Here is a 16,059-nt window from a genome sequence, read left to right as displayed (position 1 = left end):
CGGAACAAAGAACCAGCCACCGCTGAGGTGATCGCCGCCCCTGCCACAGCAGGCGGGCCCGCAGATGTCTCAGAACAAGAGCGGTTGACCATTTTCGGCGCCCGCAAAAGCGAGATTGGCGGCAAGCCTCGTTTCCTGGGCCTGATCCTGACGGCTGCATTGCTGGTCTTCCTGGCCGGTGTTGCGGCCTGGGCTTCGGTTTTCCTGGATGACGGCGTAAAGCTCTCGCGCCTCTTTGGTGAGCGTGAGCCTGAGGTGACATTCTCTGAGTTGGCCAAAGATCTGCCTTTGCCAAAAGAAGCACCTGCGCAGCCCGAGATTGTGACAGCCTCGCTAAGTCCCGAGCTGACCGAAGAGGATGCAGCGGTGTTGGACGCCTTGCGCGAACCCGTCGAACCCCTGCCCCCCCAAGAGCTGACGGATGCAGAGTTGGCCGCACAATACGCGGCGACGGGCATTTGGCCGCGCGCCCCGCAGGTGCCGCCGGAACCTGCGGATCTGATTACGCTCGACGATCTTTACGTCACCAGCATTGACGCCGTCAGCACCGCCGCGGACGCCATCGCCCTGCCACCGATTGATACCTTCACAACCGACGCAAGCTTGGCGCTTGTCACGTCACCGGCAGCGGCGGGCACGCAATTTGCTTTGGACGGCGCAGGCCTGGTCATTCCGACCGCCCAAGGGGCGCTGAGCCCGGATGGCTTTACGGTCTTTCTTGGCCGCCCACCGGCTGTGCCACCGGCCACGCCAACGCGGTTCCAGTCAGAGCCGCAAGACACGGCCATACGCTCCGCTCTGGCTGCCGCACGGCCCAAGCCGCGTCCGGCTGATCTGGTTGAAAACACCGAACGCGCGCAGCTCGACGGGTTGACCCGGTCAGAGCTGGCTGGTCTCCGCCCGGTTGAGAGACCCCAGTCCCTGCAAGAGCAAGCGGCAGCAGTCGCGGCAGCGGTTGCGGCGGAACCCATCGCCACGGACGGTGCCGTGGCCCTTGCCTTGGCCCCGACACCCGATCTGGAAAACGCCACAAAGCTGGCGATTGCCGCATCATTGCGCCCTGATCCGCGCCCACGCAACTTTGCCCGCATCGTCAAACGCGCGCAGCGCGCCGCCCCGCAAGAAGAAGTGCGCGTCGCAAGTGCCGCCGCCGTGGCCCCGCGCACTGTGACACCAAAGATCCCGTCAAAGACCTCCGTTGCCAAACAAGCAACGGTGCGGAATGCCATCAACCTGCGCAAGATCAATCTGATTGGCGTCTATGGTAAGCCCTCCAACCGGCGCGCGCTGGTCCGGCTGGAAAACGGGCGCTACAAAAAAGTGGTTGTGGGCGACCGCATCGATGGCGGGCGGGTCTCTGCCATCGGCGACAGTGAGTTGCGTTACACCAAACGGGGCCGTGACCTGGTGTTGCGGATGCCCAGATAGAAAAAACGCCGCAGGCAAATGCCGCGGCGTTTTCTGAGCCTTACTGGGGCCTTAGGACGCTTCTTTCAACTCACCAGAGGCGATCTGCTCTTGCTCAATGCTTTCAAACAGCGCTTTGAAGTTGCCTTCGCCAAATCCATCGTCGCCTTTGCGTTCGATGAATTCAAAGAAGATCGGGCCAATGACGGTCTTTGAGAAAATCTGCAGCAGAATGCGCGTTTCGCCGCCATCCACGACCCCTTCACCGTCAATCAGGATGCCGTGCTTTTGCATCCGCTCAATCGGCTCTTCGTGCCCTACCACGCGTTCTTTGCTCATCTGGTAGTAGGTCTCAGGCGGGCCAGGCATGAACTTCACCCCGTTTTCCGCAATCGCATCTGTCGCATCATAGATGTCGCGCGCGCCCACGGCGATGTGCTGGATGCCTTCCCCTTTATATTTCTTCAGATAGGCCACGATCTGCCCCTTCTCATCGCGGTCTTCGTTGATGGGGATACGGATCCGCCCACAGGGCGAGGTCAACGCACGTGAGGTCAGCCCGGTGTATTTGCCAGAAATGTCAAAGAAACGGATTTCCTTGAAGTTAAAGAGATCACCGTAAAACTTGAACCACACGTCCATGTTCCCTTTGAACACGTTGTGAGTGAGGTGATCGAGGTAGTAAAACCCAACGCCTGCGGGTTTTGATTGGGCGATCCAGTCGTATTCCCAGTTATAGGGTGAGGTGTCATAGTATTGATCAACGAAATAGACCAGCGACCCGCCAATGCCCTTGATGGCAGGCACATCCAGGACTTTGCCACCGCCCGTATATTCCTCAGCGCCTTTCGCCACAGCCTGCGCCAGCGCCTGCTGTGCATCTGCGACGCGCCAGCCCATGGACGGCGCGCAGGGGCCATGTTCTTGCACGAAACGGGCGGCGAAACTGTCGGGTTCGGCGTTCAGCACATAGGTGATATCGCCCTGCTGCCACAGCTCAATGGCTTGGGTTTTGTGATTGGCCACGTGGGCATAACCCATGCGCGCAAAAAGCGTGCGCAGTTCTTCGGGGTTCGGGCTCGCGAATTCGACAAATTCAAACCCGTCCGTGCCTGCGGGGTTGTCTGATGTGATCTTTGACTTTGGTGCGTCATGCGGAAACGGGCCCATGTGATACCTCTTGCTGCGGCTGATGTTCTGTTGCCTACCAAGATATGAGCGGACATCCGCGCTGTCCGCGCATTCTCCTACATGAAATATTGAAAATATGCGTAGATTGCGCGCATATTAACATAAACACGCTCAAAGGCCGCGCCATGCTGGATGACACCGATCTCAGGCTTCTTTCCGCCTTACAGAAGAACGCACATCTCACCGCGCATGAGCTGGGTGAAACGCTGAACCTATCCGCCTCACAGGCCGGTCGGCGGCGGCAGCGGTTGGAGGCGGATGGATACATCAGCGGCTATACTGCGCGGCTGGATCCGCTGAAGCTGGGTTTGAACGTCCAGGGCTTTATCCAAGTGCATCTTGGCACGCACGGCCCCGATCATTCGCGCAGTTTTGCCCAGCTCTTAAGCACCCGGGCAGAGATCGTAAGCGCTTGGACCATGACAGGGGATGCGGATTATTTGCTGAGGGTCTATTGTGAGGACCTACCGCATTTGAACCGGCTGATTCACGAAGTGCTCCTGCCCCATGCCGCCGTATCGCGGGTGCACAGCCAAATCGTCATGGACCAGCTCAAGCGCGACGGGCCACTGCCAACGTAACGCCAACAACGCCCTAATAAGAGGATCCTCATGGAAGGTTTTTTGTTCCAAGCCAGCATCTATCTCGCGGCAGCGGTCATCGCGGTGCCCATTGCTGCGCGCTTGGGGCTGGGGTCCGTTCTTGGATACTTGGCGGCGGGCATTCTGATTGGCCCGCTTCTGGGCCTGGTGGGGGCTGAGACAAAGGACCTGCAGCATTTTGCGGAATTCGGCGTTGTGATGATGCTGTTCCTGATCGGGCTTGAGCTTGAGCCCCGCGCGCTGTGGGACATGCGGCACAAACTGGTGGGCCTGGGTGGGTTGCAAGTGGGCCTGTCCACGCTGGCGCTTATGGGCATTGCGATGGCCTATGACCAGCCGTGGAACGTGGCGCTGGCCATCGGTCTGACGTTGGCGCTGTCCTCAACCGCGATTGTGCTGCAGACCCTGTCGGAAAAGAACCTGATGCAGACGGGCGGCGGGCGCTCTGTGTTTTCTGTGCTGTTGACGCAGGACATCGCGGTGATCCCGATCTTGGCGCTGCTGCCGCTGTTGGCCTTTTCCAGTGGGGCGGGCGTGCTGCCCGATGGCTCCATTTCCACAGATGGCGAAGCGGTTGCTGATGCGCACAATGGCGGCGGCGATCACCATGGCCCGGCCGCGGCAGAGGCCGCCTTTCACTTTATTGAAAGCCTACCGGGCTGGGGTGTGACCCTTGTGACATTGGGGGCCGTCGCCTCCATCATCATCGTCGGCGTGTTCTTTACCCGCCCTGTGTTCCGGTTCATCCACTCGGCCCACCTGCGTGAGATGTATACCGCCCTGGCACTTTTGATTGTGACAGGCATCTCTTTCCTGATGATCCTGGTTGGGCTTTCCCCTGCCCTGGGCGCGTTCCTAGCGGGCGTCGTGCTGGCCAGCTCTGAATTCCGGCATGAGTTGGAGACGGACCTTGAGCCGTTCAAAGGCCTGCTCCTTGGCCTGTTCTTCATCACGGTGGGGGCCGGGATCAATTTTGAGCTGCTCTTTGCAGACACGATCATCATCCTCGGCATGGCGCTGTTGGTGATTATCGTCAAAGGTCTGATCCTGTTCGTTCTGGGCCGCATTTTCAAACTTAAGGGCCGCGACCAATGGCTTTTTGCGCTCAGTCTGGCGCAAGCGGGCGAATTTGGGTTCGTGCTGGTCAGCTTTTCTGTCACCACCGGCGTGATGCCAAATGCGGTGGCTGAAACGCTGCTTTTGGTGATTGCGCTGTCGATGTTGATCACGCCGCTTTTGTTCATCACCTATGATTTGATCAGCAAACGCATGGAGGACGTCGGCGGACCGCTTGAGGCGGACGATATCGACGAAGAAGGGCCGGTGATCATTGCGGGCGTGGGGCGGTTTGGTCAGATCGTGAACCGGCTGGTGCAGGCCAGCGGATTTGAAACAGTTGTTCTGGATCACGACCCCGAAACCATCGCCGTGATGCGGCGCTTTGGCTACAAGGCCTTCCTGGGCGATCCCACCCGCCCCGACATCTTGCGCAAAGCGGGGCTGGATGAGGCCAGCACGCTGGTTGTGGCGCTGGACGATCCGAAATCTGCTGTTGCCCTGATCTCATATGCGCGCAAGCAAAGGCCGGATTTGCACATCGTGGCCCGCGCCCGCGACCGGCAAGAGGTGTACCGCCAATATCAGGCCGGGGCGACAGACATCGTCCGCGAAATGTTCGACAGCTCATTGCGCGCAGGCCGCTATGTCTTGGAAAATCTTGGCCTGTCTGAGTATGAGGCGCATGAGGCGGAGCGGCTGTTCTACGATCACGACCGGATGTCGGTACGCGAACTGGCGGAGGTCTGGAAACCGGATGTCGCCGCCAAAGATAACCCCGCCTATGTCGCGCGCGCCAAAGAGCTACAGAAGGACCTTGAGACAGCCTTTCTGAACCGGGAAAGCGAGACCGACAAAAAGCGCGCTTAAGAACGGCTGACGTGCAAGGGCCTCTTACCCGTCGCTGACCCCTGCTTGCGCAAAGGTCGCCATGCCAGCGTGGCACGCCATCGCCCCTTTGAGCACGGCAATCGCCAGCGCCGCACCAGAGGCCTCTCCCAGGCGCATGCCCAGCTGTAGCAAGGGTTCTTTGCCCATGGCCGCCAAGAGCGGTGCATGGCCGCCCTCAGGGCTCAGATGCCCTGCCACGGCGTGATCAAGCGCGCCGTCCTGCGTCTTGGCCAGCGTGAGCGCCGCGGCTGAGCAGATGAAGCCATCCAGGATCACCGGAATGCGCAGGCTGCGGGCCCGCGCCATGGCACCGGCCATCGCGGCCAATTCGCGCCCGCCCAGGCACTGCAAAATCGCCAGCCCATCGCCTGCATCTTTGTGACGGGCCACACCATCGGCCACGACTTGGGTTTTAACGTCGAGCCCTGCGTCATCCACACCGGTGCCGCGCCCCGTCCATTCGGCAGGCGTGCCGCCCAAAAGCGCGCAGGCAATTGCGGCTGCGGATGTTGTGTTGGCGATGCCCATCTCACCCACCACCAACAGGTCTGCGTCGGGCTTCACCGCCTGCCACCCTGCCGACAGCGCGGCGATGACCGCCGCTTCGCTCATTGCAGTTTCTTGCGTGAAATCGGCAGTGGGCTGATCCAGATCCAATGCTACAACGTCCAATGTCGCCCCACTGCTGCGCGCAAGCTGGTTAATCGCCGCCCCGCCGTGCTGGAAATTCAGGACCATCTGTTCTGTCACTTCGGCAGGAAAGGCCGACACCCCGCGCGCAGCAACCCCGTGGTTGCCCGCAAATACAATCACTTGCGGCGTAGAAATCTCGGCGTTCTCGCCGCCCCGCCAACTGCGATACCAAAGCGCAAGGTCTTCTAGCCGGCCCAAGGCACCGGGGGGTTTGGTCAGCTGCATGTTGTGATCTGCCGCCGCCGCAAGCACCTCTTGATCGGCACCGGGCTGAGAGGCCAGGACCGCGCGAAATTCGGACAGGGTTGCAAATTCTTGGGTCATGGGCATGCTCTAGCTCTGGTTCGTGATGCCCCTGTCTAGCGACTGCATCGCACCATCGAAAGAGCCGGAGGGGCAGAAAGATGACCGGAAACGACATGACGCGATCTGCGTTCGCGCCCCGCCTGTCAGACATCGCGCTGAGCCTGGGGTTGCTGACCCGCCTGCCCCTGCCAGCCTCCGCCTTTCCCGACACCACCACGCGCCCTGCGGGCCATGCGGCCTGGGCCTATCCGGTCACCGGGCTGGCGGTTGGGGTGATTGTTTTAGCGGTGGCAAGCATCGCGGTGTGGCTGGGCCTTTCCACCGGGATCGCCGCCTTGCTGGCGCTGCTGTCGGGCACCGTGATCACGGGCGCGATGCATGAGGACGGTTTTGCAGATTGCGCCGATGGGTTTTGGGGCGGCTGGACAGCTGAAAGACGTCTGGAGATCATGAAAGACAGCCAGATCGGCACCTACGGGGTGATTGCCCTGATTGGATCCTTTGGGCTGAGGTGGTCCGCCATCACCCTGTTGCTCAACGCGCAAGCGGGCCTTGCCATCTTGGGCGCTGCCATCCTGTCGCGGGCCGCGATGGCCGTTGTGATGACCCATCTGGGCAACGCCCGGCAATCGGGGCTGTCGCATATGACCGGGGCACCGCCCTCCAAAGCGGCTTGGCTCGCTGTTGGTCTGGGCCTTGTCGCGGTATTTGTATGGGTTCCGGCACCCGTTGCATGCGTTTTTGTTGTGACAGCGGTTACAGCCGGATGGATGGCCATCGCGCGTGCAAAAATCGGCGGTCAAACCGGCGATGTCTTGGGCGCGACGCAGCAGCTTGTTGAAATTTCAGTGCTGATGGTCAGTGCTGCCACGCTGACGTAAAAACGCCGCCTCATGAAAGAGACGGCGCTTATGTGTATTCAAATTGCGCTTTGCAGGTCACATGGCCGTCGCCTTAGGCGGCGATACGGCTTTCCAGCACGTCGCCCACCTGCTTGGCCGCGGCCAGTTCATCGCCACCGCTCACAGCAGCAACTTCACGTGTCAGACGTTCCAACGCGGCTTCATAGAGCTGGCGTTCAGAATAGCTTTGTTCACGCTGATCATCCGTGCGGTGCAGGTCGCGCACCACTTCGGCAATCGCAATCAGATCCCCAGAGTTGATCTTTTGTTCATATTCCTGGGCACGGCGTGACCACATGGCCCGCTTGACCTTGGCCTTGCCTTTCAGCGTCTTCATGGCGTGGTTGATCACGTCAGGGGATGACAAGGCACGCATGCCAATCTCTGTTGCTTTGTGCGTTGGCACACGCAACGTCATCTTATCTTTCTCAAAAGCGATGACGAACAGCTCCAGCGAAATGCCGGCGACTTCCTGTTCCTCAATGGAGACGATCTGACCAACGCCGTGGGCTGGATAGACAACAAACTCATTGGGACGGAAATCAAGCTTCTTCGACTTACTCATGTACTGGCTCCTATGGCGCGGGATCCCCCGCAATTCAGTCTGTCACACGCTCAAAGAGCGCAAAAAACGCACGCCAACGGACATCTCAGTGCGTCAGCTGCGCTTGGTTTGGGTGGTAGAGTCAACAAACGCCGCGTGCGAAAATCGCGTTGCGGCGTGATCTGACCGTGTAATCGTTCCTCATTGAGACGAAGTATATCACAAAAATAGCCGACTCAAAAGCTGTGAGCGTTCTGAGCGGGGATAACCCCTTAAACATCAACATGTTAGCCAGCATGCCGCAGCCAATCACGCCGCTGAGGGGGCCGAATCAGCCGCCTTCACCCGGCGCTTCTGAAAAATACTTCTCCAGCTTGCCTGCTTCGCCATCACGTTCTTCGGCATCGGGCAGTGGGTCTTTCTTGGTGATGATCACCGGCCAAAGCTCTGAATACTTGCGATTAAATTCAACCCACTTTTCCATGTCCGGCTCAGTATCAGGTCGGATCGCATCCGCTGGGCATTCGGGTTCGCAGACGCCACAGTCGATGCATTCATCGGGGTGAATAACCAGCATGTTCTCGCCTTCGTAAAAGCAATCTACGGGGCATACCTCGACGCAGTCGGTGTATTTGCAGGCGATGCAGGCGTCGTTGACGATGTAGGTCATGAGAAACTCTGTCAGCTTTGATTGACGGTTAGCTAAATCAGCCAGAGCCATCAATCAAGATGGCGCGCCTTAGAAAGATCAAGACTGCGACGATCCTTCTTGGTTGGGCGCCCTTTTCCTTCAAAGGCGGGGTTTGGCGTGGTGATGTTCTTTTCTTTGGGCTTTGGCGGGGACAAATCGGTGTATAACGCCTGCGCCTCGGGCGCGGGTCCCCGCCGTTCGCCCAAGACATCTATCTGGATCACGCGAATATGATCGCCCTGGGCAAAGGTCAGCACATCACCTGGGGCCACCATGCTCGACGGCTTGTGGGTCAAATTGCCGTTCACCCTGACGGCACCGGTTTTGACTTTGCTTGCCGCCAAGGACCGGGTTTTGAAAAACCGCGCGTGCCACAACCATTTGTCCACGCGCAGTTTCGCAGCCGCCTCAGACACTTACTTGTTGTCCTTCAACCCCATGAGCGCGGCGGCGAAGGGGTTGTCAGGATCAATCTGCTTTTCCTTTTTGGTGGACGGGCTGAGAAGTTCTGCGCCTTGCCACCCTTATCGCCGCGCGGACCACCGCCTTTGCGGCCCTTGCCCTGCGGCTTGCCTTTGCCACGGGGCTTGTCACCGCGACGCTGGTTTTGGTTGCCACGCGGCTGACGGCCCCAGGTGAAGGTAAAGAAAACCTCCATCTCAGGGGCGTCCTCTGCGCCTGTGTCTCCTGATGCCGCAGGCTCGGTCGGGGCCGCCTCGGCAGGTGCCTCGGCCGCTGGGGCCGCTTCTGCCTCTGGGGCTGCTGCCTCTGCGTCAGCTGGCGTCTCTGCGTCAGGGGCTGCATCCGGCGCATCGGCTTGCGCCTCTGGCGCGGCTTGTGCCGGCTCTGCTGCGGCTTTCGCCTTCACGCGTTCGCCTTTTTCAGCGCTGTATCCCAGCCCGCCCATCAGGTCGGCAAACTGCTCCAGCGTCATGCCGGTGATGGACAGCATATCGGCCTTGGCCTCAAATCCTCCACGAGAGTCCTCGGCCCGCAGCATGTCGGCCAAACGCTCTAGCATATCAATCCGGATCGCACGCGTGCCTGCGTTGCGGTAGCCCGACATGGTGTCGGACCCGTCAGGTGCGCCTTGTTCCACCGGAATGGTGACCAAGCCGGGTGGAGGTGCTTCAGGAAACTCTGACAAGCCTTTGGAAAGCGACCACAAAACCAAACGCAACCGCGTCGGCGCGGGCTTAAGCAGGAGCGGCATAAAGATGGTGAACTGGCCAAAACGAATGCCATGTTTGCGCAGCGCACCCCGGGCATCCTGATCAAGCGATTTCACGTCATCAGCAACCACCGCGCGCGGCAAAACGCCAAAGGCTTCGACCATTTGAAAGGCAAAGCCGCGCGCCAACCCGGTCAGCTCTTCGTCCTTGGACAGGGCCAAAAGCGGCTCAAAGAGCGCTGCAATCTTGCGGTCGATAAAGTGCTGCAACCGGCGCTGCACCTTCTGCGCAACCTCTGGTCCGGCCACATCGTCCACGAAAACCTCAACCTGCGGCTTGAGCGCATCCTGGCCCGCGACCAATTTGCCCACCGCAGCGGTGCCCCACATCAATCCACCCTGTTCGGTAAAGTCGATCTCTGTATCAGGCGCATTGTAAAAACGGTCTGCGCGCAAATGGAACTGCGGTGCAAGCGCCTGAAGCGCCGCTGATTTGATCGTTTTCTCTTCTGCCCCGCCGGCACCTTTGTCAGCACGGAACCGGAAACCATCCAGCTTGCCTACAAATTCACCTTCTACAGTCACTTCACCGGTATCGTTTACTTCGGCCACCATGGCTTCCTTCTGTCCTAGCCGGCGCAACAAAACTGAGGTGCGCCGGTCTACAAATCTTTGCGTCAAACGCTCATGCAGGGCATCTGATAGGCGGTCTTCTACGACACGCGTGGCCCCACGCCAATGGCTTTCGTCCTGCGTCCACCCTTTGCGTTGCGCCACATAGGTCCATGTGCGGATAAACGCCAAGCGCTTTGACAGCGCATCAATGTCGCCATCAGTACGGTCGATGCGCTTGATTTGACGGGCCAGCCAATCATCCGGGATGCGCCCGCGCTCATGCAAATCGTTGAAAATACGCTCTAATAACTGGGCATGCTCTGCGTGGCTGATGCCGCGAAAATCAGGCACGCGGCACACATCCCACAGCAGTTTCACCGATGGCCCATCAGAGCAGCGGGCAAAGACCTCATCCACCTGCCCCAAAGCTTTCAGGGCGCGCAGATCATCCGCTTCGCGTGCGCGCACGAGGCGTTCATCGTCTGGCTTTTCCTCCAGCGTCGCAATCAACCGGTCGATGGAGCCAAACTGCAGCGCGTGATTGCGCCAGTTGATCTTGTTCTGTGGGGTAAAGCTGTGATCCATGATGGCGCGCGCCACACCGTCATCCAAGGATGGCGCATCGCCGGTCACGCCAAAGGTGCCGCTTTTCATCCCGCGCCCCGCCCGGCCTGCAATCTGGGCCAGCTCATTCGGAGCCAGGGGGCGCATCCGGCGGCCATCAAATTTGCTCAGGGCAGAGAAGGCGACGTGGTCCACATCAAGGTTCAGCCCCATCCCGATGGCATCCGTGGCCACCAGGTAATCCACCTCTCCGTTTTGGTACATATCGACCTGGGCGTTGCGGGTGCGCGGGCTGAGCGCGCCCATCACCACGGCCGCCCCGCCCTTTTGGCGACGGATCAGCTCTGCGATGGCATAGACGTTTTCCACCGAAAACCCGACAATCGCGCTGCGGGGCCGCATCCGGCTGATCTTTTTCTGGCCCGCATAGACAAGCTCTGACATGCGCTCGCGTTTGACGAATTGCACGCCGGGGATCAGTGCCGCGATGGTGCCCCGCATGGTGTCTGAGCCCAAAAGTTCGTCTCATGCAGGCCCCTTGCCCGCAACAAACGGTCGGTAAACACATGGCCGCGTTCGGGGTCTGCGCAAAGCTGGATCTCATCCACAGCAAGAAAATCAACGCCCATCCCCTCCGGCATCGCCTCAACCGTGCAAACCCAATACTGGGTGCGCGGCGGCACGATCCGTTCTTCGCCCGTGACCAGCGCCACAACCGAAGGCCCCCGCAGTGCGACGATCCGGTCATAGACTTCTCGCGCCAACAGCCTTAGCGGCAAGCCAATGATGCCGGTCCGGTGCCCCAGCATGCGTTCAATCGCGTAGGTGGTTTTACCTGTGTTGGTCGGGCCTAAGACGGCCACAACCCGACGCTCGTTTGACACTCTGGTCCCCGATCAAAGCTCGCGGCCGATGCCGTCACGCTTAAGGCGCTCCAGCGCCTTGGCTGCGTTTTCATGGTTGGGATGCAGGGCCAGAACCTTGCGGTAAAGCTCAGCTGCGCGCGGCAGGTCTCCAAACTCTTGCATCATGACCGCCAGGCCAAAGATGGCGTCGAAGTGATCAGGGTTAAGCGCCAGGGTGGTTTGCAGATCATCAAGGGCGGGGCCGTAAAGATCGGCGCGAAAATACGCCTCCGCCCGCGCGTGATAGCCTTCGGCGAAGGCTGGCGCGTGATCGGTGAGCGCGGTCAGATGTTCGATGGCCAGGCCGTAAGCGCCCTCCTCCATCGCCTCACGCCCCTGGCGCAGCAGCAGATCCATTGAGGCAGAGCCCGATTTCGACCATTCAAGCTCAATCTCAGCGGCCACGCGCGCAGCCTCAGCACCGGTTGCATTTTGCAGCCGTTCCAGCAGATCAGGCAGCGTGGATTGGGCTGAAACCGTGCCGGACAGCAACACCAACGTTGCAACTGCCGTAAGGTGACGTTTGAGGTTGACGGTCAAGATGCGCATAACAAATGTGAATGTAACAGGCTGCCGCTACTTTACCAGATGTGCCGGGGCCATTTAGCCAAAAAGGGTACAACATGAGCGATATTGTGAATGCAGCTGTGGCAGCACTGAATGAAAAGCTGGGCGGCGCAGATTTTGACGGCTCTGCCAAGTTCGACATCGAAGGCGAGGGCGCTGTGATCATCGACGCATCCGGCGCGCGCGCGTCCGACGATGAGGCGGATGTCACCTTGTCCGCAGCCGCCGATACGTTCCAGGAAATCATGTCAGGTGAAACAAACCCGACCTCTGCCTTCATGACGGGCAAGCTGAAAGTTGACGGCGACATGGGCATGGCCATGAAATTGGCGACCGTCCTGGCCTGATGGAGCTGGAGCCAGCCCCTTTCTACACGGATGTGGCACCTGGCCCCGAGGGGGGCAGGCCCATTGGGCTGTCACATCTGACGGCAAACGAATTCGGGTTGGCCACTGGCCGCTTGCGGGGGCCAAGGGCACGGTGTTGCTTTTCCCTGGGCGGACGGAGTACATTGAAAAATATGGCGTTACCGCCGGGGATCTGGCGGAACGCGGTCTTGCCACCATTGCGGTGGATTGGCGCGGCCAAGGCCTGGCGGACAGGCTGACGGATGATCCGCTGCTGGGCCATGTTGAAAGCTTTTCGGATTACCAAAAGGACGTCGCCGCGATGATGCGTGCCGCGCGCGCGCTGAGCTTGCCGCGGCCTTATTTCTTGCTGGCCCACTCAATGGGGGGCTGCATCGGCCTGCGTGCCGTAATGGAAGGGTTGGGCGTTCAGGCGGCGGCCTTCACCGGGCCGATGTGGGGCATTTATGTCAAACCACACTTGCGGCCCATCGCGACCCTTATGGCGCATCTGATGCCCAAAATCGGCAAAGGCCTAAGCCTGCCGCCCGGCACCAGCCGCGCGCCTTACGTGCTGAACGATCCTTTCGAGGACAACATGCTGACCAAGGACCGCGCGATGTGGGAGATGATGCAACAGCAGTTGCAGGCCCATCCGGAGCTGTCGCTGGGCGGGCCCAGCTTTACCTGGTTGCGCGAAGCCTTTGCAGAAACACAACATTTGGCGCAACGCGCCGCGCCGAACCTGCCTGCGGCAACCTGGTTGGGCAGCAACGAACGCATCGTCAGCACGCCACCTATTCATGAGCGAATGGACAGTTGGACGGGCGGACAGCTTGAAGTGGTTCAGGGCGGTGAACATGAAGTGCTGATGGAAAGCGCCGACATGCGCGCCCCCGTCCTTGATGGCATCCAAAAGCTGTTCTTGGGCACAGTCACAAGCTAACCGCTTTGACATTCACCGTGTTGGGTTAACTTGAGCCCTATGACACGCGAACCTGTTCTCACTTTCACCGAAAAAGGCATCTATTGCCCTGCTGGCGATTTCTACATCGATCCGTGGCGCCCGGTTGAGCGTGCGCTTATCACCCATGGCCACGCCGATCACGCGCGCTGGGGCATGGGGACATATCTGGCCACAGATCAGGCATTGCCGGTTATGCGGCACCGTCTTGGGGATATCTTGGCCGAAACGATCGCTTTTGGAGAAGTCCGCCAGATCGGCAGCGCGCAGGTTTCCTTTCATCCGGCGGGGCATGTGCCCGGATCTGCGCAGATCCGGGTGGAGGTGAAGGGCGAAGTCTTTGTCGTCTCCGGAGATTACAAAGTCGTTAACGATGGGCTGTCAGAACCCTTTGAGCCAGTGCCCTGCCACCATTTCGTGACAGAAAGCACCTTTGGCCTGCCGGTGTTCCGCTGGGCCCCTCAGGCGGATGTCGGGCGTGATATCAACACCTGGTGGGCCGCCTGTGCTGCGGCAGGAAAGACAGCGTTTTTAGGGGCTTACGCCTTGGGCAAAGCGCAACGGCTGATCAGCATGCTGGACCCAGACATCGGCCCCATTGTGACACATACGGCGGTTGAAAACACCAATGAGGTGCTGCGCGCCCAGGGCCTGCAGTTTCCCGCAACCCTCAAAGCGGCGGGTGATTTTGACCACAAGGCGCATCCTGGGGCCATCGTCGTTACGCCACCCTCGGCGATGGGCAGCGCATGGGCGCGCAAGTTTGGCCCGCAAGAGACCGCATTTGCATCCGGGTGGATGGCAGTGCGCGGCATCCGGCGGCGGCGCGCAGGCGACCGGGGTTTTGTGATCTCAGACCATGCGGATTGGTCGGGGCTGCTGGAGGCCATCACACTAACGGGTGCAGAAAACATATATGTCACGCATGGTTACACCGATATATTCACCCGGTATCTTAATGAAAACGGCTGGAACGCCCAAGTTATCCCCACCCAATTCGAAGGCGAAACCCTCGATCAGGAGGCGCAGTCATGAAACGATTTGCGCAGCTTTTTGAGGCCATAGATCAAAGCACCAAGACCACGGTGAAAGTCTCTGCTTTGGCTGAGTATTTCGCCGATGCAAATGAGACGGACAAGCTGTGGACCATCGCGCTTTTCTCAAGACGGCGGCCAAAACGCGCGGTGACGACGACAAAACTGCGCGAATGGGCGGCGGAAGTGGCCGGCATTCAGCTTTGGCTCTTTGAAGACAGCTATGCCATCGTGGGCGATCTGGCTGAAACCATCTCGCTTGTTTTGCCGACAAGCGACGCTGTGGATGATCGCCCGCTTTCCCATTGGATCAATGCCTTGCGTGCATTGGCAGATGTGGATGAACCCGCGCGCAAGGACTTTGTTCTGGCCTCCTGGCGCAGCCTTGCGGGGACAGAGCGGTTTTTGTTCAACAAACTGATCACCGGCGGCTTTCGCGTCGGCATCAGCCAAAAACTGATGACGCGCGCCCTGTCCAAGACGACAGGCAAACCAGAGGCTGAGCTTGCGCATCGTCTGATGGGCAACTGGCATCCCGATAGCGTCAGCTGGCACAGCTTGATTGAGGCCGAAAATACCGGCGCAGATGCGTCGCGACCCTATCCGTTTTATCTGGCCTACGGGCTTGAGGATAACCCGGAAACCCTAGGCAGCCCAGAGGCTTGGCGCGCGGAGTGGAAGTGGGACGGCATCCGCGGCCAGCTTATTTTGCGGAACGGTCAGTATTATGTCTGGTCGCGCGGCGAAGAGTTGATGACAGCGCGTTTTCCCGAACTGGCCCGCGCCATTGACCATCTGCCTGGCGGCACGGTGCTGGACGGCGAACTGTTGGTCTGGCCTGCGGGTGCGGCGCAACCGGGTTCCTTTAACGCGCTGCAACCGCGCATCGGGCGCAAAACGGTCCCCAAAAAGCTTTTGGCAGAAGCCCCCGTTGTTCTGCATGCCTACGATCTTCTGGAATGGCAGGGCCAAGACCTGCGCGGCCAGCCTTTCGCCCAGCGGCGCGCCCAGCTGGAAGCGGCCTGCGCTGATCTGCCCCTCGAAGCGCCTGTGCGCCTGTCGCCGCAACTGGCGTTTGACGACTGGCAAACGCTTGCCCACCTGCGCAGCACCGCCCGAGAGGCGCATGCCGAAGGGTTGATGCTGAAACGGGCCGACAGCCCCTATTTGGCGGGCCGGAAAAAGGGGGACTGGTGGAAATGGAAACTGGACCCGCTGACCATCGACGCGGTGATGATCTATGCGCAGTCCGGATCGGGCCGCCGGGCCAATCTTTTCACGGATTTCACCTTTGCGGTTTGGAACGGCAATGATCTGGTTCCCTTCACCAAGGCCTACTCTGGCCTGACCGACAAAGAGTTTCGCGAAATTACCGCTTGGGTGAAGAAAAACACCCAACAACGCTTTGGCCCCGTCCGCCAGGTGACACCGCATCACGTGTTTGAAATCGCCTTTGAGGGCATACAGGCCTCCAAACGGCACAAATCCGGCGTTGCCCTGCGCTTTCCACGGATGAAACGCTGGCGTCAGGACAAACCGCTGCAAGAGGCCAACACGCTTGATGATCTGATGGAGATGCTGCGCCAATATGGCTGATGCCTAAGTGATG

14 protein-coding genes and 1 pseudogene are annotated in these 16,059 nt (G+C 59.8%); 8 read left to right on the top strand and 7 right to left on the bottom strand.

Features of this window, described 5'->3' with window-relative positions; all coding sequences use genetic code 11:
• Nucleotides 1–27: 27 nt before the first annotated feature.
• Nucleotides 28–1,428: a hypothetical protein gene (locus tag ACZ1HM_RS08045; RefSeq protein ID WP_472742322.1), complete on the top strand. Its 1,401-nt coding sequence runs from the start codon at nucleotides 28–30 to the stop codon at nucleotides 1,426–1,428.
• A gap of 51 nt (nucleotides 1,429–1,479) precedes the next feature.
• Here the strand turns inward: ACZ1HM_RS08045 and hppD are convergent, their stop codons facing one another.
• On the bottom strand, nucleotides 1,480–2,577 hold the full coding sequence (gene hppD / locus ACZ1HM_RS08040; RefSeq protein ID WP_472742321.1) for a 4-hydroxyphenylpyruvate dioxygenase: 1,098 nt from the start codon (nucleotides 2,575–2,577) through the stop codon (nucleotides 1,480–1,482).
• 146 nt (nucleotides 2,578–2,723) lie between these two features.
• Between hppD and ACZ1HM_RS08035 the strand changes: the two genes are divergently transcribed.
• Entirely contained in the window at nucleotides 2,724–3,179 is a 456-nt protein-coding gene (locus ACZ1HM_RS08035) for an Lrp/AsnC family transcriptional regulator (RefSeq protein ID WP_472742320.1), read from the top strand.
• 30 nt (nucleotides 3,180–3,209) lie between these two features.
• Nucleotides 3,210–5,126, top strand: a complete 1,917-nt coding sequence (locus ACZ1HM_RS08030; RefSeq protein WP_472742319.1) for a cation:proton antiporter domain-containing protein — start codon at nucleotides 3,210–3,212, stop codon at nucleotides 5,124–5,126.
• 24 nt (nucleotides 5,127–5,150) lie between these two features.
• Here ACZ1HM_RS08030 and cobT read toward each other — a convergent pair whose 3' ends face one another.
• Nucleotides 5,151–6,164 (bottom strand): nicotinate-nucleotide--dimethylbenzimidazole phosphoribosyltransferase, encoded by a 1,014-nt coding sequence (cobT, locus tag ACZ1HM_RS08025; protein WP_472742318.1) that lies wholly within the window; start codon nucleotides 6,162–6,164, stop codon nucleotides 5,151–5,153.
• An 80-nt stretch (nucleotides 6,165–6,244) separates the two neighbouring features.
• Here cobT and ACZ1HM_RS08020 point away from each other — a divergent pair, with 80 nt between their 5' ends.
• Nucleotides 6,245–7,027 (top strand): adenosylcobinamide-GDP ribazoletransferase, encoded by a 783-nt coding sequence (locus tag ACZ1HM_RS08020; protein WP_472742317.1) that lies wholly within the window; start codon nucleotides 6,245–6,247, stop codon nucleotides 7,025–7,027.
• A gap of 73 nt (nucleotides 7,028–7,100) precedes the next feature.
• Here the strand turns inward: ACZ1HM_RS08020 and ACZ1HM_RS08015 are convergent, their stop codons facing one another.
• The 5 genes and pseudogenes from ACZ1HM_RS08015 to ACZ1HM_RS07995 form a co-directional block, all read right to left on the bottom strand.
• Nucleotides 7,101–7,613 (bottom strand): CarD family transcriptional regulator, encoded by a 513-nt coding sequence (locus ACZ1HM_RS08015; RefSeq protein WP_472742316.1) that lies wholly within the window; start codon nucleotides 7,611–7,613, stop codon nucleotides 7,101–7,103.
• Nucleotides 7,614–7,923: 310 nt separating this feature from the next.
• Nucleotides 7,924–8,262 carry a ferredoxin FdxA gene (gene fdxA / locus ACZ1HM_RS08010; RefSeq protein WP_472742315.1) on the bottom strand — a complete coding sequence of 113 codons (339 nt, stop codon included), beginning with the start codon at nucleotides 8,260–8,262 and terminating at the stop codon, nucleotides 7,924–7,926.
• Between the two features lie 50 nt (nucleotides 8,263–8,312).
• Nucleotides 8,313–8,699 (bottom strand): RNA-binding S4 domain-containing protein, encoded by a 387-nt coding sequence (locus ACZ1HM_RS08005; protein ID WP_472742314.1) that lies wholly within the window; start codon nucleotides 8,697–8,699, stop codon nucleotides 8,313–8,315.
• Nucleotides 8,700–11,517, bottom strand: a pseudogene (locus tag ACZ1HM_RS08000) (helicase-related protein).
• 12 nt (nucleotides 11,518–11,529) lie between these two features.
• Nucleotides 11,530–12,087 (bottom strand): tetratricopeptide repeat protein, encoded by a 558-nt coding sequence (locus tag ACZ1HM_RS07995; protein WP_472742313.1) that lies wholly within the window; start codon nucleotides 12,085–12,087, stop codon nucleotides 11,530–11,532.
• 74 nt (nucleotides 12,088–12,161) lie between these two features.
• Between ACZ1HM_RS07995 and ACZ1HM_RS07990 the strand changes: the two genes are divergently transcribed.
• The 4 genes from ACZ1HM_RS07990 to ACZ1HM_RS07975 all read left to right on the top strand — a co-directional run bounded on the left by ACZ1HM_RS07990 (nucleotide 12,162) and on the right by ACZ1HM_RS07975 (nucleotide 16,046).
• Nucleotides 12,162–12,452, top strand: a complete 291-nt coding sequence (locus tag ACZ1HM_RS07990) for an SCP2 sterol-binding domain-containing protein (RefSeq protein ID WP_472742312.1) — start codon at nucleotides 12,162–12,164, stop codon at nucleotides 12,450–12,452.
• 133 nt (nucleotides 12,453–12,585) lie between these two features.
• Entirely contained in the window at nucleotides 12,586–13,398 is an 813-nt protein-coding gene (locus tag ACZ1HM_RS07985) for an alpha/beta fold hydrolase (RefSeq protein ID WP_472742311.1), read from the top strand.
• Nucleotides 13,399–13,437: 39 nt separating this feature from the next.
• Entirely contained in the window at nucleotides 13,438–14,451 is a 1,014-nt protein-coding gene (locus tag ACZ1HM_RS07980; RefSeq protein ID WP_472742310.1) for a ligase-associated DNA damage response exonuclease, read from the top strand.
• Nucleotides 14,448–16,046, top strand: coding sequence for an ATP-dependent DNA ligase (locus ACZ1HM_RS07975; RefSeq protein ID WP_472742309.1), 1,599 nt, complete (start codon nucleotides 14,448–14,450; stop codon nucleotides 16,044–16,046). The genes ACZ1HM_RS07980 and ACZ1HM_RS07975 overlap by 4 nt, the downstream gene beginning before the upstream one ends.
• Nucleotides 16,047–16,059 lie beyond the last annotated feature (13 nt).

The sequence above is a fragment of the Sulfitobacter sp. GN1-4 genome (assembly GCF_055693825.1).
Note: the sequence above shows the minus strand (reverse complement) of the source record. Positions and strands in the feature narration are given on the sequence as shown.